This window comes from Paenibacillus arenosi (genome assembly GCF_014841135.1).
GTDB lineage: Bacteria > Bacillota > Bacilli > Paenibacillales > Paenibacillaceae > Paenibacillus_B > Paenibacillus_B arenosi.
In genome coordinates this window covers 55,390-74,855 of record NZ_JACYTN010000018.1, presented here as the reverse complement: position 1 = coordinate 74,855, position 19,466 = coordinate 55,390, and the positions used below count along the sequence as shown (strand labels likewise).

Below are 19,466 nucleotides of genomic sequence, written 5' to 3'. Positions count from 1 at the left end.
TATTGGGCAAGTTCACTTCTGCCTATTATACTTTTGAGAATAAAGACATAATACGATCAGCAGCCTCTTGATATCCACCAGCACTGCGGAAAGAGTCACCAACCATCTTCGCACGCTGTTTATAAATTGGATTGTTCAGCACTTTCAAGACAGCAAGCTTTAGCGTTTCAGGAGTAAGGCAATCCTTATCTAGTGTGATCCCTGCTCCTAGTTGCTCTGTCTGATTTGCCACAATCGGCTGATCTGAACTTAATGGGATTGCGACAAGCGGTACATGATAGTACAATGCTTCGCTTGCGCTGTTCATGCCCGCATGTGTCACAAAAACATCTGCTCGTTGGAGAATTTCCAATTGAGGAACATAAGGTTGTATGATGAAGTTAGAAGGAATGCTTTCTTCAAGGGATGTAATATCCGTTTCTCTACCACTAGCAAGTACGAATTGGGCGGGTATATCGTTAAAAGCCTCAAAGCATAGCTTATAAAATTCGATGTCTTTATTCAAAATACTGCCCATGGAAATATATATGACTTTGTTATACTTCGAACGAAGTTGATCAAATGAAAAAGATGGAGCATCAGGACGCGGTGAAATGGAGGGACCAGAAAAAATGTAGCTATCGTCGTATTTTTCCGATTCGGGTTGGAAATAGCGGCTTGTAAATACAACTTTCAGTTGGCCGTACTGGCGAGTAATATCATCTAGCGCAGGTACAGCCACATTGCATGCTGATGCAACCCTCTCCGCTGAATTCGTTAATCTCTCGTATAGAGCTTCCACATCGAGATTATCCTCTGCTTCTTTCATTTTAATAACATGGGATACAGGCTTATCAAATACGAAATTCGTAGCGGAGCATATGAGTGGGATACCTAGCTTCTCCCCTAATATTGCGCCACCCCAACCGAATAAGGAGTCAACAATGACGTAATCAAAGGAATCATTTTCAATTAAACGTAAGACTTCAGGAATAATGGGTTCAATCATGCCTCGAAGTATAAATTCGGTGAGGTGATGTGGATGTGTATATTCGGTTGGACTCAGGCCAAGTTCTACAAATAATTGTTCATTAATCGTATAGGCTCGAAATTCCGCCCCGGTCTGAGCCAGTCTATTCCGAAATGGTTCTACATTCATGTAAACAACTTCTTCTCCATTGTCGACTAGCTGCTTTACCAAGCCTAATGTTGGATTTACGTGACCTTCTGCTGGGATCGTTACATACAACACGCGTGCCACTTACTCCACCTCCGTTAATTTATGGGGCAAGTTCACTATGTAATTCTAGCTGTAGTGCACCCTATAATCGTGATCAAGCCCCGTTTCCATATGCAAGGATTAGAATGCTCCTAGAGCATATATCAGTTGGAGCATATGATCAAGCATTCCACCTATCCTTTTCACATAGCCCTAATCCCCGAAAGCCCAAGTCTAGTAAAGATAGTGGCCATTCCCTTACACGGAAACAGCCACCAATGTTCAACCTTTCTTCACATTTTAGTCTAAGTGGTCGAACAAGTATTTCATAATTCCGTCTTTGGCATCATGCGAATATTCCCATACCATCGCGCCGCCTAAGTTTTTCTCTTGAATGTATTTTACTTTCGCTTCCAATGCTTGTTGATCCTCATACGTGATGAAAATATCGCCGTTGTACAAGTAAGCTGCTTTGGCTTTATCGTCGTAGTAACGCTTAAACCCTTGCTTATCCATGAACGTGGAAACAAGTGATTTATAGCTAATATCAAACTTGTCGATATCAATGGGATCCCCAACTGTATATAGCCCCTGCTTCTGTTTTTCCTTATCCCTGTGTACATTTTTCCATCCGTAGGAATAAGCAGGGATTCCCATTAGTATTTTCTTGCTGTCAATTTGACGGGATAAATAACGGTTCATAACTTCATCGATGCTGTTCGTTGCAATACCTTTGGAATCGACGTAGAGATTGGCATTATGAGCGGTCGTATCCGACCATTCGCCCGTTAAGTCATAGCTCATCACATTGATATAGTCGATATATGGCTCTACCTTTTTAACCTCTACATTGGTAAAGTACCAATCTTGTGTACCAGCTGCATAGCTGAGCAAGTAGTTTTTATTTTTCTTTGGAAGCTTATTCAGCTTCTCTCTAAGTTCTTTCATCAGACTTGTAAAGTTCACCGTATCAATGTCACGCGCCTTCTGCGTATTCCATGCATCGTACGCCGGGTACTCCCAGTCTATTTCGACCCCATCAAGCCCTAGCTCCCTAACCATATTAATAATATTATCGGTAAACTCATCTCGGTTCTCATCGAGCGATGCATCAGAGAAGCCATCAACCGCGTAGCCTCCTACCCCAAGCACAAACCGAGTCTTTTGATGTTCCTGCTTCCACCTTTTAATTGTGTTTTTTATCTCCTCGTCAGCCGCTTTGTCTTTGCTAAAATAAATTTCATTTTTATCAATATTCGCAAAGGAGATGTAAGCAATGTCGAGGTAATCTAACTGTGATTCATCAATCGTCTTATAAATAGGGATATAGGCTGCAGTTACCTTTTCATCTTTCGTGTTAGTCTTATACATGTAAGTACTCATCCCAACTACTAATAGGGCGATAAATATTTTCGTAAAAATACTAACCTTCATGCTTAATCACCCTCTTCCACCAAACAACAGCTTGGTTACATATTTATTGAGATGCAGGACTTTGACAGTTACGTAACTGATTAGGAATATAGCGACAACATTAAATAACAAGCTGGCTCCTACTCGTAAGAAAGAAGCATCCACTTCGACTCTTCTAGAAATGGCTAGTTCTACGAGCAAGTGAATTAAGTAAATACTAAAGCTTGCTTTGGATAAAGAACCGATTACCGCCTGAATTTTATGATTGAGCTTCTCATTCATTGAGGTTTCCTTATCCTGATAGTACAGATAAACGGCCACGGCCATAAAAAATGTCGTTATTGAAAAGTTGCCATAAAACAATTCATCCAACGAACCTTTGTATTGCGATACAAAATAAGTGGCTATTGGAGTAATAAAAAAGGAGGCAACACCGATATTAAACAACACATGCTTTACCCGTTGAGGCAGTTCATAATGGAATAAGTAGTAACCGAGGACAAAATATCCGAGAAAACCCGAAAACAGATGAATTTTATTCATAATTGGAATGTATAAGGGCTGGTCTGTCACTCGAAGTGCTATTTCTGCGACGAACGGATAAACAACACTGATCGAGAACCACCCTATGATGAAATATCTCAAATCTTTCTCGCTGCACACTTTCACCAGTTTACTTATTAATGGGACCGTCATATAGATGGCTATAATGGCATAAAGAAACCAGAGGTGAACATAATTACGCTCCGTAATGAATCGATACGCGAACCCCGTTACATATTCCCACAGTCCTGTCTGAACTTGTAATATGTAAAATTGAGTATACAAATCATAAATAATTGACCAGCATAGTAAGGGGATAAATAGTGGCAAGATTCTTTTTATGTAAAAAGAACGATAGGAGGTGACATGCACCTTAAGCATCATCGCTCCACTGATCATGAAAAACACAGGGACAGCGAAACGGGCTATCGAGTTTAATACATTGCTAATCCACCATGATGCTGAATTAAAGTCCGTAGAGCGTATTAATACATCTGCTGTCGTGTGCAGCGCGATAACCGCAACAATTGATAAAATACGGAGTATATCTATATGAATAATTCGATTCGGTTTTGCAGCGGGCTCCATTGTACTTTCCTCCTAGTTGTTCTTAGCAGACTCTAATGTAGGTGCTTTAGCTAATAGAAGCAACGCCTTTGCGTTCTACATAGCCCCAGCCTTCGTCGTTGTCGAAGTATTTGAACGTTCCGACGATTGTTAAGTATGTTAATATATTGCGATACGTAAATATTTCCAGTTGACTAAATATAAACATATGAATGTAATCTTTCCACGTATAGTTGCTGCCATATTTTTTGCATAAATATAGCGAGATTATGATTTGAATCGCATTTACAAATATAGACATGAAGAACAATAAGAATGCGACAAGCAAATTACCGCCTACAAGCAACGTTTGTAAAATAAAGAAGATCGTTGTAAATGCCGTTAAGGTTCCTAAAATAAACCCATCGATTGCAAAAAAGATACTTACGCCAAAGCTGAACTTCTGAGACAGCTTGGACCAATAGATTAAGATGCAATCGATAAAAGCTTTCTGCCATCTAATTCTTTGCTTATAGAAGTTTCTAATATTTTCAGGGCATTCGGTATAGCACACCGCTTCAGGTGCATAGACGAGTCGCTTCTTGAGGTTTTTCGCTTTCAAATATTCGTGAATTTTGAGCGTTATATCAATGTCTTCTCCTACCGTGCTGCGGAAGCCATTGACTTCCATTAACAGGTCCTTGTAAAAGGCACCAAATGCACCGGAGATGACGACAATGGAATTAAAGGCGGATTGTGTTAACTTTCTTACGTAGAAACCATGAATGTAGCTAATAATCTGACTTTTAATGATGCCTTTTCCTGTAAACTTTTCGAAAATGACACCATTCTTTTTCTCAGCACCTTGCACAATTTTAACGGTGCCCCCTACCGCGACAACTTCCGGATCATGAAAGTACTGATTTACATATTTAAGAGAATTTACTTCTAACATGCTATCAGCATCTAGCGTAATAACAATATCAGCATGAGCGCAATCAATCCCTGCATTGAGGGAGTCGGCTTTGCCACCATTATGTTTGTCAATCACATAAATATTGCGGTGTTTCTTCGAACGATACAATTGTTTAATGGGCTGATAGGCTAGTCGTTCGTCTGCTTTACGACGATAAATTTGCAAATCTAACAACTCATCGAGCTTCGATAACGTTCCATCTGTTGAACCATCATTAATGATGATAAGTTCATAGTTTTTATAACGTATTCCTTGTGCCGCATCGATACAGTTCTTAATCGTAAGCTCCTCGTTATAGGCAGGCACGAGCACCGATATCGACTTTTCTGCAAGTTTAGGCTTCAATTTCTTCACTTTGCTTGCAAAAAGGGGAATGAATGTATACAGCGTTTGAAAGACTAGAAAGGTAATGGTCGTTACATAAAGAAAATATGACAAGTCTCTCACTCCTCTTCTCTATTTTTTACGATAAAACGATAACCATACGTGCTGTAACTGCGTGTTGTAGGCTCGTCCACCTCTCTCTACCAAGAATTAGGTAATTTCCACTACTACTTTTAAACTACTTTTTTGAATTCAGAAAGTAAAACCGCATTAATTTTAAAGTAAACGAATACATCCTGTTTTTTCAGTCATTTTCTTCCTCTTGATCCTTTTTGCTCGAAAATTGATATTTAATCAAATCTTAATATTAATGACACAAAAATGTATAAACGTACGCTTTTTGTACGATAAAAACATTGTCACTATAGACTTTGATAACTTTTTAATACATAATTCCATACATAGTGACATTTTAAATTTACTTAACAGTTCCAAATTATTTATATGTTATTTTATAATACGGTTATGTTAGGTATTCTCTCGAATTTGTAAAGGAAGTGACTATCATTCAGCCGCCCAATAAAGCAATAATCGATATAATCAGAGCTCAAACGGAGAAAGAAAGCAAACTTCACCTCATGCATGTGATGAGTATTGTTGAGATATTGAAAGACAACAAAGATGTAGAAGAACAATGCTATGATCGCCTCATTCAAATCTATGAAAAAATGTCGGCTCCTAGAGTGACACATAGTTGGGAACCAACGGAGAACTGTGCACGTGTTCATATTGTTGTTGGCGATTCATTTGCTGGAAGTATGAAAAATGCATTGCGCACGTTAGGACGAGAGCACAGCGATACATTTATTTGCTTGCGCGATCATTTCGCATACGGCCCTTTGTGGCACATTCATGAAGAAGAAGGGATGCTACAACGGCAGGAATGGCTGCAGAATCATATCCACCCCGGCCATGATGAAGATCGAGATGCTATTTTTTATTCGAATGACCAATTGATACAGCTATTTGATCGCATCCCTCCCTCTGCCTCCATCTATGTATGGGGAGCAAACAATGCACACGAACAAAGTGGATTGCGATATGCGATATATATGCTGCGCGATCATTCGAATAAAATTGTTGTATGTGACGCCGTTCAGGCCGAGCAGCAGCTATTTCATACATCTCCCCCGCTTCAGCAATGGTATTATTCTGGAGAATTGAATACAGAGAAGTTACTAACTATTTTGAAACATAGCCTGACCCATTCACCTATTGATGTTGAAGAAAGACAGAGATTAGAACAAGAGTGGCTGGAGCTTGCAGAAGATACGGGGAACTTACGTGTTATGCAAGATGGAAAAGTCACAACTGTACCAGTAGACTACTATGATACCTACTTACTCCAAACCGTTGAACAATTGCATCAACTGCAAAAAGAAGTTCATTTTATAAAATCTGCCCGTGTTATCGGTCAAGCATTGAGCTCGGCACAACAATATGTGAGCGACTGTTATTTCGAATATCGACTGCGTGAGCTCATATACGCTGGCAAGCTTGAGATTAAGGGAATACCACGCGCAATGAGGTATTACAGTGTTAAAAAATCTAATACATAAATGACACGCTTTGCCTACACCTAATTTCAACGCGGTCTCATTCCCTAACTAGCAAAAAGAGAGAACGTCATGTACGATTCACTGTACGTTACGTGCTCTCTTTTTGCTTTCTTACAAGCTTGTCACACTACTGAAAGTAAAATCAATGGGAATGATAACACTAACCCACTATAATAAGCCAAGTCGTACATGTTAGGTAAGGAGTTGTCTTATGGAAAACACACAATTACAGCAAAGAATTGATATCCTTGATTATTTGCGCGGATTTGCATTGCTCGGTATTATTTTTATGAATATCATCAGTATGATGTCCCCTGAACTGCCTGCCTTGAACTCGCAGGATGCAGCATATCAACGCTTTCTTTATTTATTTGTTGAAGGACGTTTCTACTCGATATTCTCGTTTTTATTCGGAATTGGCTTTTATATTTTTATGACTCGTGCACTAGCAAAGGGCAACAACGGTTACACCTTGTTCCTTCGTCGTATCGTCGCATTATTTGCAATTGGCTTTATTCATCAAATGTATCAACCCGGTGAAGCCTTAGCGTTATATGCAATTTGCGGGCTGCTTCTCATTCCATTTTATAAACTGCCTAAGCACATCAACTTACTCATTGCACTTATTGGTATTATTGGATTCGGCTACTTAGGCAACAAGTTATTACTAACGTTCCCGTTGATTTTATTAGGACTTGCTGTAGGCCAATTTCGTGTATTCGAGCGACTAGCAAGCTTACAGAAACACATTTGGGGTTTTACGATTATCATGCTACTGCTCTCTGCTGTGGGCCTATGGTATCAGGTTCAATACCTGCCAAGCAAGCCGTTCATCCCCTTCATGTTAGGAGGCGTTCTGGATCCTTTCCTCATACAGGTGAATCAATTTTTAAATATCGGTATTATGATTGGTCCCATCGTATCGGCAGCATTTGTAGGAATATTGATACTTTTACTGCAGCTGAGGGCGGTTCAAACGTTACTGGCACCGTTAAAGTATTATGGCCGTATGGCGTTAACGAACTATTTAAGCCAAACAGTTCTTATTTTGCTAGCTGCTCAGTGGCTTCAACAATCCGGCACGACCACGTATATGCAGACGTTTTACATTTGTCTCGCGATCCATCTTATTCTGATCCTGTTCAGCATGGTTTGGTTGCGATTGTTCAAAATGGGTCCGATGGAATGGTTGTGGCGTGCAGTCACATACATGCAAGTCCCACCTTTGTTGAAGAAAATATGAAATAAGCATGAAAGAACACATTAACCCTGTCCTGTACCCTTGCGTGTAACGGATAGGGATTTTTGTCTTTATTTGTGAAATTATGTTTCCTTTTCTTGCACACCCTCCTCCACATTCGTATGTCGATATGCGAATCTGAAAGACTATTTCAAATCACTTCTAATAAGCAAGAAGAGCTTATGCTTGGCTGTGATTCCCCTTTAAACACGCCGTTCTAATCACCACTGTCTAGAATATACTTGAACAGTAATTTTGCCCGCAGACTTTTGGAAAGAGGTAATATTAAGATGTCCATTAGTTGGAAATATAGGTCCCTAGTTAGACATATTTGCTACCTTTTTCTCCCCTCCCTCCGTCTTCTGACTTAGTGGGCTTGCATCTATTTTCAGATCTTCACACAAGCATACGCAACCTTTTGCCTATTCCATTGGCACGGGCTGTTCTATCCATGAGAGGAGTTGAGGAACCATTAACGCCAATAACGCGCAACCTGGTTTTTACTACGCTGAAGGTGAAATAAAAGGCAAGATCGGCGTACTTATCGAGTCCCATTATGACGAAACCGAATTCCGAGTATTCAATTCGTATTTTCCATCGAAAGGCTTTGAGGTCGAGTACATCAGCAATCTGTGGGGGAACGAGAAGCTCATTTTCACAGGCAATGACATGACGAGTCAAGTTGCCGTACAAGTCGATGTGTCCGCTCGTAAGCCAACTGATTATGACGGAATAATCCTTATTGGCGGCTATGCAATGGACCGACTCCGCTATGAAGCGAATCCTGTTCAAGGGCAGAGTAATCAAGCACCTGCTGTACAATTTCTCCGTGAGTCCGTTAAGGCCATGGATGAGAAGGAACTTTTTGTCGGTACGATTTGTCACAGTCTATGGTTATTTTGTGCGGACCCTGCCTTATTGCAAGGAAGAAGCGTCACCTGTTCCCATAACATTTTGTACGATGTGCAGAATGCAGGTGCAAATGTCATCTTCGATGGCAATCAGACAAGTGAGCTTATTCAGGACGGTCACCTCATTACTGGTAAGCACCCGGAAGTGGTTAATGAATTTGTTAAAAAGTTCGCAAGCAGCATCTTACTTCAGGAAGGAAGCGTAATTACGCCATGAAGAGCGAGTTTAACACCATAGTTACCCATCCCTATCGTGTTCGTGCAGGAAATGCTCATCCGCTAGGTTCAACCGTCACCAACGACGGCGTCAATTTTTCTATATATTCCGAACATGCCACATCAGTAACACTGCTCCTATTTCAGCAAGACGGTGACTTGGAGCCCATACAGGAAATACACTTAGACCCAACAACGAACCGAACCTCTTGCTTCTGGCACGTCTTTGTTGAAAATCTTAAGTCCGGAGCTCAGTATGCCTATCGAGTGGATGGTCCGAACCTCCCCGAAGCGGGATTGCGCTATAATTCCAATAAAGTGCTGATTGACCCCTATGCAAAAGGAAACTCTGATACGTTGTGGGAACGAGTAGACGCCTGCCATGCAGAAGATAATTTACATACTTCTATGCGCAGCGTAATCATCGATTACCGGGATTACGATTGGGAAGGCGATAAACCGTTACAGCGTCCGATTCAAGATTGTATCATTTATGAAATGCACGTCAGAGGCTTCACCGCCTCACCTACCTCCAAAGTCACGCATCCGGGTACATTCCGCAGTGTAATTGAGAAAATACCCTATCTTCAGCAACTAGGTGTAACCGCGGTAGAGCTGTTGCCTGTATTTGAATTTGATGATAAAGAAATTGTTCGCATGGTTGACGGGCATGAGCTCTGCAATTATTGGGGTTACAGTACAATTGGATATTTTTCACCGGACTCTAGATATTGCGTAGATCCACAGCTTGGATCACATATTAACGAGTTTCGAGACATGGTCAAGGCGCTGCATCGAGCAGGAATAGAAGTTATTCTTGATGTCGTCTATAATCATACGAACGAAGGCAACCATGAAGGTCCTACTATAAGCTTCAAAGGCTTCGACAATCTTACCTATTACTACCTCTCCTCGCAAAATAAATACTACTATATGGACTACACCGGCTGCGGCAACACCTTCAACGTTAATCATCCCGTAGTTGAGAAGCTCATTCTCGACAGTCTAGAATTCTGGGTCAAAGAAATGCATGTTGACGGATTCCGATTCGATGAAGGCTCCGTATTGACTCGTGATGAAAATGGTATTCCAACTCAACACCCCCCTGTTTTGTGGAACATTGAGCTTAGTGACTCACTTGCCAATACAAAGCTGTTTACAGAAGCATGGGATGCAGCGGGCCTATATCAGATCGGCTCCTTTCCAGGCTACAGCTGGGCAGAATGGAACGGACGCTACCGCGATGACATTCGCAGATTCGTACGCGGCGACGCTGGCATGGTTAATGAAGTCGCAACCCGTATCTCTGGCAGCTCGGATTTATATAATCACCACCTGCACGGACCTACCAATAGCTTAAATTTCATTACTTGCCATGATGGCTTCACGATGATGGACCTTGTAACCTACAACGAGAAGCATAATTGGGTAAATGGAGAATCCAATCAGGACGGGATCAATGAAAACTACAGCTCCAACTATGGTTATGAAGGTAATACTTCAGACGAAGGGATTCAAGCTTTTCGTTTGCAGCAAATTAGAAATTTCATATCCATTCTCATGATTTCGCAAGGTATTCCTATGCTGCTAGCTGGCGATGAAATGGGAAATACCCAGTATGGCAATAACAACGCCTATTGTCAGGATAATGAGATCAGTTGGATCGACTGGACCCTCACGGAGACAAACGAGAATCTCGTTCAATTTTGCAAGAAGCTAATACAGCTACGCAGATCAGTAAAGAGCCTGCGGAGAAAGACGTTCTTTACTGGAGCTGTCAATGAACGAGGATACAGAGATTTAGATTGGCATGGCTGCAAGCTGTACAGTCCGGGTTGGAACAATCCGTCATCTCGTGTGTTAGCATTGACACTTGGCTCCTTTGTCCCAGATGAACCGGATCTATATGTAGCGCTCAATATGGAGCAGCAGCGGTTGACATTTGAAGTTCCTCCCGCCCCTACAGGAAGTGCGTGGAAAGTGTACAGCGATTCTTCTTTCCTGCATGCAGATGGCGAGATCATAGATGCACCAGAAACTGAGGTTCAATATCATAGTGTCCTACTATTAACGCTTGAAAAAGTATAGGAGGTTTTATATGAAAAACCCTAAATTCACGTTTTCTGATCTAATTGCAGGTTATGTATCAAGTACGGAGTTGAAAGATGATGTGTTTACTTTGGAAACGTCCGATGGACGCTCCTTCACTGTGAAACTCTCCGCTAACGTATATGCAGAGCTGATCCGCAATCTAGGTGAACCATTTTTAGACCATACGAGCGAGCTAAGAAATAAGATTGAAAAAGGACGCTACTTGTACGCTTACGGCATTTTTTATACGGATGGTGCTAACGACAGTTTGTCATTTGAAGCCAAACATATCGTGTTTGTCGGTAATGATGCTCATGAATACCGATTTGAACAGCAGGATTGGTGGATTCAGCAAATTAAAGAGCTTGGAGATTTTTATTTACATGCACAGTTCGGCTCTGATGAAATTGATTATAAAAATTACCGCACCTCGCTTAATTTAGAGGGCCAGCATACAACAAATATTCGGCAAGAGACAGATACCATTTCTAGACTCGTTTACGGTTTTGCAACGGCCTACATGATGACGGGTGAAGAACGTTATTTAGAAGCGGCGGACAAAGGAACCGACTACTTGATTAACCATCTCTGTAACGTCAAACCCGATGATAATACGGCATTTTGGTACCACGCTCTGGATCAAACTCCAGACAAAGAGAAGAAAATATTCGCTTCCGAGTTCGGTGATGATTACGACGCAATTCCTGCCTATGAGCAAATTTATGCACTAGCGGGTCCAACTCAAACGTACCGGATTACAGGGAATGCTCACATTCTAGATGTCATAGAAAAGACGATTAACTTATTTGATAAATACTATCTGGATAAAGAACGTGAAGGCTACTTCTCTCATATTGATCCAATTAACTTCGATCCGAGAAATGAGACGTTAGGCCACAACCGCGCGCGGAAAAATTGGAACTCTGTAGGTGATCATGCACCTGCCTACCTGATTAATCTTGTACTTGCAACCGACAACGATCGTTACAAACAAATGCTGGAGTATACAGCTGATACGATTACGAAGTATTTTCCTGATTACGCGAATAGTCCGTTTGTACAAGAAAAATTCCATGAAGATTGGAGCCATGATCAAACATGGGGCTGGCAGCAGAACCGCGCTGTCGTCGGCCATAACCTCAAAATTGCTTGGAACCTGATGCGGATGCACAGTATGTTCGATAAAGATGAATATGTGGCCTTGGCGGAGAAGATTGCCGAGCTGATGCCAGAAGCGGGAGGCGATCAGCAGCGCGGTGGTTGGTATGACGTAGTCGAAAGAACATTGGCTGAAGGCGAGACCTACCACCGATTTGCCTGGCATGATCGTAAAGCTTGGTGGCAGCAAGAGCAAGGCATTTTGGCTTACTTGATACTAGCCGGAATACTAAATAAAGACCAATACTTGAAACTAGCCCGAGAATCTTCTTCGTTCTATAATGCTTGGTTCCTTGATCATGAGTCTGGTGGCGTGTACTTTAACGTATTGGCGAACGGCCTACCTTATTTGCTCGGGACAGAGAGAAACAAAGGCAGTCATTCTATGAGCGGCTATCATTCCTTTGAGCTAACGTACTTGGCCAGTGTATATAGCAATTTGCTTGTAACGAAGCAGCCGATGCAGTTCTTCTTCAAGCCTAACCCAGTAGGACTTGAGAATCGAATTCTCCGTGTACAGCCAGACATTCTCCCTGCGGGCAGCGTTCAGATTACAGCCGTTACGATTGATGGAAAAGCATATGATACGTTCGATGCAGAAGCACTAACCGTTGAGCTTCCAGATGTGAAGCATCATGTGAAAGTATGTGTCACACTAACCCCTGTTGATGCTGCTCAACGATTGTTAACCCGTCTGGATGTTGAGAGTCAACGTTCAACACTTTACTTAGCAGGAGACATCAATCAGCCATCTCTGCCATCGCTCCAAAAAGCTTTAGATGAGGTGCTAAACAGTCGACCAGCAGCCGTAACACTGGATGTTTCCAGTCTTAAAGATGCGGATGATGCCGGTATTCGTGCCATCATTTTTGAGTTCCAGAAGCTATCCAGCAGCTGTAAAATCACCATTTCAGGTGCCAATGCTGCAATTAGCAGCAAATTTGAAAACAATCATTTTGCTGATTCAGCTACATTTGTGTAAATGATTCGGAATGTCCCCTTTTGCAAAAAAGGGGCTTTTTTAATAAGGAAGGTGCATAGATGACCAAACAAGGGACACTCATCTTACATCACATCCTTCATCATCCCTACATGTCAGTCATCGTAGGCATTAGTTTTATTTTGACAGCTATCCTTGAACTTGAAGAAATCAATCAGCTTGGCGTTCATCATGGCTTACTGCTGTTCGGGATATGGAATGTCCTGAAAATACTCCCCCTTTTCATCAGCGGCATTCATCATCTGCACCAAGCTAGCACTGGCGAATCGCAATTAAATCGCTGGCTTCATTCGCTACATCGTGTTACTTCTCACTCGTTAACCGAGTGTGTCATCGGTATCATCTACATCGTCACAGCCATTATGGAGGCAGAGCACAGTGTGTTATATGAATGGTCCCAGAAGGATGTAGACATTCATCACGGATTGATGCTGTACGGCTTTTTACTTGTAGCAAAAACGCTCCCGCTTATTTATTCAGGGATACATCATTTGGCACAATCCAATCGCAATCGAAATAAACTTCCTAGATGGTTTACGAAGTTGGAAAATCACTATTTTGAGCTTGTAGCAGCTGTTTTGTTTATCGGCACGGGTTTATACGAGATTATTGAAGGGTTCATGACGAAAAATGTAGATGAAGTGGCGACCTATGCCTTTCTGTTTATCCTCGTTGGATTGATGAAGTCACTGAAATATGTACTTCATATTTATGAAGGAATATCATTAATCGAGAAGCGTGTAAGAGAGCGGGACAGTGAGAAGTCTTTGTAAACACTCACAACCGTGTATTTGCAGAGTCTGTCCCTATGCTCTCATTGTTACTTTGTTAATTTTGCCTAACTTTTATCCTTATTTGAAATCGCGCTGTATAAAAAAGTACCTCCGTTTCCACTGTGTGAACTGTAACCCGTAAACGGACAGTTCCAAGTAGTGAAAATTGAGGTACTTTCAGCCTGCTTCAAATCGGTTTCATCGCACGCATCGCGTTTAATACAGCTAACAACGTAACGCCAACATCAGCAAATACCGCTTCCCACATCGTTGCGATGCCAAATGCACCTAACAATAGGAATAACGCCTTTACACCTAAGGCAAAGAATATATTTTGGTATACGATCTTTCTCGTGCGCTTTGCCATCCGAATAGCTGCAGGAATTTTGGATGGCTCATCCGTCATAATGACGATATCTGCCGCTTCAATCGCAGCATCTGATCCTAAACCACCCATCGCAATACCGACATCTGCTCGTGCAAGTACGGGTGTATCATTGATTCCATCGCCTACAAATATAACTTTTTCCTTCGGCAGTTTTTGTGCGTCGATACGCTCCAACTGCTCCACTTTATGCTGCGGCAATAGCTCAGAATAAATCGCATCCAGTCCTAGCTTCTGCCCCACAGCATCTCCAACTCGCTTCACATCACCTGTTAGCATAATCGTCTTCTTAACACCAAGTGACTTCAATTGCTGGATGGCTGCTGCTGCATCCTCCTTCACTTCATCAGCAATGACGATATAACCCGCATAGCGATGATCAACAGCAACATGTACAAGCGTACCTAATGATTCAGGTTCAACAAAGGAGATCCTTTCTTTTCTCATTAACTTGGCGTTTCCAGCTAGGACATGCTGCCCGCTCACATTCACAGATATGCCGTGCCCGGATATCTCCTCGTAATCATTCAGCTCGTCTTTATTAATGTTCTGACCATACGCATTTACAATCGAGGAAGCGATCGGATGATTGGAATACACCTCTGCATAAGCAGCATAGCGCATCAGCTGTTCCTTGGTAATATTGCCATGAGGTTGCACATCCGTTACGACGAATATCCCCTTCGTCAGCGTACCTGTTTTATCAAATACGACATACTTCACATCGTTTAACGCTTCAAGATAGTTGCTTCCTTTAACGAGAATACCATTTTTGGAAGCTCCACCAATTCCCCCGAAAAATCCTAACGGAATCGACACGACTAAAGCACAAGGACAAGAAATAACAAGAAATACAAGTGCACGGTAGAACCAATCTGAAAATGCTTCACCTGCGAAAAACAGTGGCGGAAGCAGCGCAATTAGTGCTGCTGTAATCACGACAGCGGGTGTATAATAACGAGCAAATTTCGTAATATAATTTTCGGTAGGTGCTTTACGACTGCTCGCATTTTGCACCAGATCCAATATTTTAGCTACTGTTGAATCTTTGTAAGCTTTCGATACTTCTACGGTTAACACACCGTTTTTATTAATAAAGCCGCTAAGAATTTCACTGCCTGCTTCTACTTCTCTAGGTATGGATTCACCAGTAAGTGCTGAAGTATCAAGCATCGATACACCATCTACCACTTTACCGTCCAACGGCACCTTTTCACCAGGCTTAATGACAATAATATCGCCAATCTGAACATCTTCAGGCGATACTTTAGTCAACTCACCATTCACCTTCAAATTCGCATAATCAGGACGAATATCCATCAATGCACGAATCGATTTGCGAGAACGATTGACTGCAATGCTTTGGAACAGCTCTCCTATTTGATAAAAGATCATAACTGCTACACCCTCAGGGTACTCTCCAATAATAAAGGCCCCGATTGTAGCAATACTCATCAAGAAATTCTCATCAAACACACGTCCGCGAGTAATATTCCGCAGTGCTTTATATAGAACATCTCCACCTGCAAGTACATAAGCAACTAAGAACAATGCCAGTGAAATATTGCCGGATAGTCCACCCCATACTGCCACAAAGGTCAACCCAATAGATGCTGCTAACCTTACATAAGGTAGTTTGGTTTTTCCTTCAGAAGCTGACGGGGACTGCCGCACCGCACTGCTGTTTCCTTCTCGCTGAACTGTGAATTTGGAATCAAGCTGCCTAATGAATCGTTCCGTCTGAGAAGCTGCATACTCCAATTGTTCAGCACTAGCCTCAATCGTGAGTTGCTTCGTCACAAAGTTAACACTAGCAGATTGTACGCCGGGTATCGTCGCTACTCCTCTTTCGATCTTCGCCACACAACCTGCACAATCCATCCCTTCGATCGTAAGCTTCATCTCCTGTAACGGTAGCTTTTCTTTGACCTTAATGGATGGATCGATATCTCGAATTACCCGCTTCGCTGCTTCCACAATTTTAGGTACGGATTGAAGTGATTCAATCGTTAATGTCTGATTAACAAAGTTAAGACTACAATTCGTAACTCCTTCAATCTGACGTAGTCCATTTTCAATCTTGGATACACAACCTGCACAATGTACACCTTCAAGCTCTAGTTGAGTTTGCGCGATGGAGCCTGCTTGTAACTGACCCACTTTCATCAACTCCTTATAAGGAACCTGTATAGTATGCTGCGAACATAATCCGCATATTACAATCACATAAATACATTCAAATGATTATTCTAATATGTATCTTACTGCAATACATATCAAAAATCAAACGATTATTTGAATGATTGACAAAACTTTGGCATTAGGTTTACGATCAGACGACCAACTTAGAACTTTGTCCAAAGAGGTGTAGGATGAAATTAAGACCTATCGATATCGCAAGAAAGCTAAATATTAGTACAAGCGCTTTACGGCATTATGAAGATTGGGGCATCGTTCCACCAATCGAGCGTGGAGCTAATGGTTATCGGATGTATACAGAAGTTCATGTCGCTTATTTCGAATGTATACGGGCTTTGTCTGCTGGATTCGGCATGCAGCTCACAGCAGATGTCATGAGAAAGCTGCAAGCAGAAGAAATGGATGCTGCGCTATGGATCGTGAATGAGCGTCAAGCATCCTTATACCATGACAAATTGATGGCTGAAAAGACGATTCAACTATTGGATGAATTGGAAATGGACGAATGGAATACGAAAGGTAGAACGAAGTGGATGACAATCGGAGAAATTGCAGAAGAAACCTCTATACCTACTTCTGTACTTCGACATTGGGAACAAGAAGGACTTATAACGGTAGAACGCGATCCACAAAATGGTTATCGTAGGTATAATCGTTCTCATATTAAACGCGTTTTGTTAATTCGCTCCTTGCGAACTGCAATATATTCATTAGATACGATCAAAGAAGCGCTTCAAGGGCTGGATCATAACAATATCGAGCAGGCGAGAAAGATCGCCTATGATTCGTTACAGCACCTACATAAGATGAACAAAGATCAGCTCCGAGGCACTCATTATTTATATCGTCTATGCAAAAAGCTGAACCTGATGGAGTAATCATTTAATAAGACAATTAATTAATTTAAGCAGGTAACAATAAAAGAATCCTCCCCGAGCAGTAAACGTACATCCTATCTAACATGGGGAGGATTCGACGACGCCGACACCTCACACAAACCTTATTGCTTATATATAATCGTTCATTATTTTCCTTTTGATGAATACCACCGCTCAACTACCATCGAATATAATTGTATATCCAATGAATTTTTGCGAGTAATCTTCTCTATGGTATCCCGCTCTACGGTGTCCAAGGAAGTCCGATTCGTATTATAGTTTTCCCGATATAACTTAGGGCTCCTCTTCCAGCCGAGCGCATCACGCATCGGTTGCAAACATTCCTTATACTTTTCCATCACACCAATACACGCGAAATGCCGTCTCAAATGCTGCTGGACACATGCTTGATCAGGAAATACCGCATCTTCCACAGCCACCTCATTTTGAAGTGCTGGAAAATGTGGAAATATCGTTGCTAACCCCAATATTTTGGATTGCAGATTGCTAGTAAACAGATCGAATTGCTGTTCTGAAATAAATTCATGCAAACTTTTATCTACGACCAGAGGATAATATTGATGCAAAGGGTTGCTTTTGATGTAATCATATAAGGAAATAACCAATTCAACTGGATGACGAAGAATTGTAATATATCGATAAGGACGGCCAATCCATTCATGAATACCGTATGGTAAATGACCGGATATAATTTGAATTTTTTGATTTTTATCTCTGCATTTTTCAATTAACCGTTCAAGAGACCATTCTGGGTCATCATGCAGAAATGCAATTCGTTTTGCACTATAGTGATCTTGTATGATTCTGTTAAATGAGGTTCCACCTGTCTTCGGAATGTGTATAAAAATATCCAGCGTGTTCCGCACCCGGCTAGCTCCCTTCCTGTAGCTCGATATGTTATTCTATGCGAGCGTGTACGAACAGGAGATGAGACCAACATCACTATCGATAGTCGTTATAAAATAGCAGCCTACAGGATTGTTTGCAAACGTTGCGCCGCATGCAAACAACCCTACCCTAGCGGATACGGACAGCTGTACAAGATACACCATCAGCCGCTATTACGTGATTCCGCTTACGGTCTGCCTTTTATCGTATGTTGCACGCGATAATTAGACTTCGTCATCAGTTCCTCTGCAACGACCACGCCATTTTTCTTCTTAATGCGCTTCGTTTCCACGACATAGCCTGGTTTTCCTTTTTGAATCGTTTTTGTTTGTTTGGAACGTGAAATACTGCTGCTCTTATACACCGTCTTAGGCTGTATTTTTTTCAGTACCCGCGTTTTTACTTCATACGTAACCCCTTCTTCTTTTTGACCAAGGATGCTGATGGTAATTTTGCTATTGTTCGTTTTCGTCTGGATCGTAATAGCAGCTTCTGTATGGTTTCGAATTGTAAATTCTACGCTATTATCTGCATAAGTCGCATCTCGCCCTAGTGCAACGTAGCCTACGGGTAGCGAATGACTGCGTCGCTCTACAATTTCTAGCCCACTGAGAAGAGCTGCATTGTATAGGGTTGATGATGTCTGGCAAATACCTCCCCCATATCCTTCAACGAATTTGCCATTCATAATAACTGGTGCCTTTTTCAAGCCATATGATTTCTTCGTCTTTTGAACCACTTCGCTGTAGTTTAATGATTCTCCCGGTTGCAATACGATGTTATTCAGCGCTTTTGTACTTGATTTAATGTTATGTGTGCGTCCAGCATGGCCAGGTGCAATTTTGGTGGAGAAGCTAGCTATGACTTTAGCTGGAGCTACCGTTGCAGACTTTGCTTTGGAAATAGCTTGGTTTTTCGTTTGTAACGCTGCTGCATTGGCACTCGTTTCTCTTTGTTTATTGTCGTTAAGCGCAGCTGTGCTTAACCCATTTGTCATCGCCAATGAAGATGCCATTAGCAGCATGAACATGTACTTTTTGCGTGTAGTCTTTCCTTGTTGAATTTGTCCCATGGTTTCTCCCCTATA

Annotated in this window: 14 protein-coding genes; 7 read left to right on the top strand and 7 right to left on the bottom strand. The window is 41.7% G+C overall.

Going from position 1 to position 19,466, the window contains the following annotated elements:
* Positions 1-25: 25 nt before the first annotated feature.
* The 4 genes from IFO66_RS17620 to IFO66_RS17605 all read right to left on the bottom strand — a co-directional run bounded on the left by IFO66_RS17620 (position 26) and on the right by IFO66_RS17605 (position 5,114).
* Positions 26-1,240, bottom strand: a complete 1,215-nt coding sequence (locus IFO66_RS17620; RefSeq protein WP_192026429.1) for a macrolide family glycosyltransferase — start codon at positions 1,238-1,240, stop codon at positions 26-28.
* Between the two features lie 258 nt (positions 1,241-1,498).
* On the bottom strand, positions 1,499-2,632 hold the full coding sequence (locus IFO66_RS17615; RefSeq protein ID WP_192026428.1) for a glycoside hydrolase family 18 protein: 1,134 nt from the start codon (positions 2,630-2,632) through the stop codon (positions 1,499-1,501).
* 6 nt (positions 2,633-2,638) lie between these two features.
* Positions 2,639-3,742 (bottom strand): acyltransferase, encoded by a 1,104-nt coding sequence (locus IFO66_RS17610; protein ID WP_192026427.1) that lies wholly within the window; start codon positions 3,740-3,742, stop codon positions 2,639-2,641.
* 46 nt (positions 3,743-3,788) lie between these two features.
* Entirely contained in the window at positions 3,789-5,114 is a 1,326-nt protein-coding gene (locus tag IFO66_RS17605) for a glycosyltransferase family 2 protein (protein ID WP_192026426.1), read from the bottom strand.
* Between the two features lie 551 nt (positions 5,115-5,665).
* On the opposite strand from IFO66_RS17605, the gene IFO66_RS17600 reads away from it, so the two are divergent.
* The 6 genes from IFO66_RS17600 to IFO66_RS17575 all read left to right on the top strand — a co-directional run bounded on the left by IFO66_RS17600 (position 5,666) and on the right by IFO66_RS17575 (position 14,008).
* On the top strand, positions 5,666-6,619 hold the full coding sequence (locus IFO66_RS17600) for a DUF1835 domain-containing protein (RefSeq protein ID WP_192026425.1): 954 nt from the start codon (positions 5,666-5,668) through the stop codon (positions 6,617-6,619).
* Between the two features lie 211 nt (positions 6,620-6,830).
* Positions 6,831-7,862 carry a DUF418 domain-containing protein gene (locus tag IFO66_RS17595; RefSeq protein ID WP_192026424.1) on the top strand — a complete coding sequence of 344 codons (1,032 nt, stop codon included), beginning with the start codon at positions 6,831-6,833 and terminating at the stop codon, positions 7,860-7,862.
* Positions 7,863-8,330: 468 nt separating this feature from the next.
* A complete protein-coding gene (locus IFO66_RS17590; RefSeq protein ID WP_192026448.1) occupies positions 8,331-8,987 on the top strand; it encodes a DJ-1/PfpI family protein in 657 nt (218 codons plus the stop codon).
* A complete protein-coding gene (gene glgX / locus IFO66_RS17585) occupies positions 8,984-11,074 on the top strand; it encodes a glycogen debranching protein GlgX (RefSeq protein ID WP_192026423.1) in 2,091 nt (696 codons plus the stop codon). Before IFO66_RS17590 ends, glgX begins: the two co-directional genes overlap by 4 nt.
* A 10-nt stretch (positions 11,075-11,084) precedes the next feature.
* Positions 11,085-13,217, top strand: a complete 2,133-nt coding sequence (locus tag IFO66_RS17580; RefSeq protein WP_192026422.1) for an AGE family epimerase/isomerase — start codon at positions 11,085-11,087, stop codon at positions 13,215-13,217.
* 59 nt (positions 13,218-13,276) lie between these two features.
* On the top strand, positions 13,277-14,008 hold the full coding sequence (locus tag IFO66_RS17575; protein WP_192026421.1) for a hypothetical protein: 732 nt from the start codon (positions 13,277-13,279) through the stop codon (positions 14,006-14,008).
* A 187-nt stretch (positions 14,009-14,195) separates the two neighbouring features.
* Here IFO66_RS17575 and IFO66_RS17570 read toward each other — a convergent pair whose 3' ends face one another.
* Positions 14,196-16,553 carry a heavy metal translocating P-type ATPase gene (locus IFO66_RS17570; RefSeq protein ID WP_337913299.1) on the bottom strand — a complete coding sequence of 786 codons (2,358 nt, stop codon included), beginning with the start codon at positions 16,551-16,553 and terminating at the stop codon, positions 14,196-14,198.
* A gap of 212 nt (positions 16,554-16,765) precedes the next feature.
* Here IFO66_RS17570 and IFO66_RS17565 point away from each other — a divergent pair, with 212 nt between their 5' ends.
* Positions 16,766-17,470, top strand: coding sequence for a MerR family transcriptional regulator (locus tag IFO66_RS17565; RefSeq protein WP_192026419.1), 705 nt, complete (start codon positions 16,766-16,768; stop codon positions 17,468-17,470).
* Between the two features lie 146 nt (positions 17,471-17,616).
* Here IFO66_RS17565 and IFO66_RS17560 read toward each other — a convergent pair whose 3' ends face one another.
* Both IFO66_RS17560 and IFO66_RS17555 read right to left on the bottom strand, forming a co-directional pair.
* Positions 17,617-18,357: a sulfotransferase family 2 domain-containing protein gene (locus IFO66_RS17560; RefSeq protein ID WP_192026418.1), complete on the bottom strand. Its 741-nt coding sequence runs from the start codon at positions 18,355-18,357 to the stop codon at positions 17,617-17,619.
* Positions 18,358-18,566: 209 nt separating this feature from the next.
* Positions 18,567-19,451: a VanW family protein gene (locus IFO66_RS17555; protein ID WP_192026417.1), complete on the bottom strand. Its 885-nt coding sequence runs from the start codon at positions 19,449-19,451 to the stop codon at positions 18,567-18,569.
* Positions 19,452-19,466 lie beyond the last annotated feature (15 nt).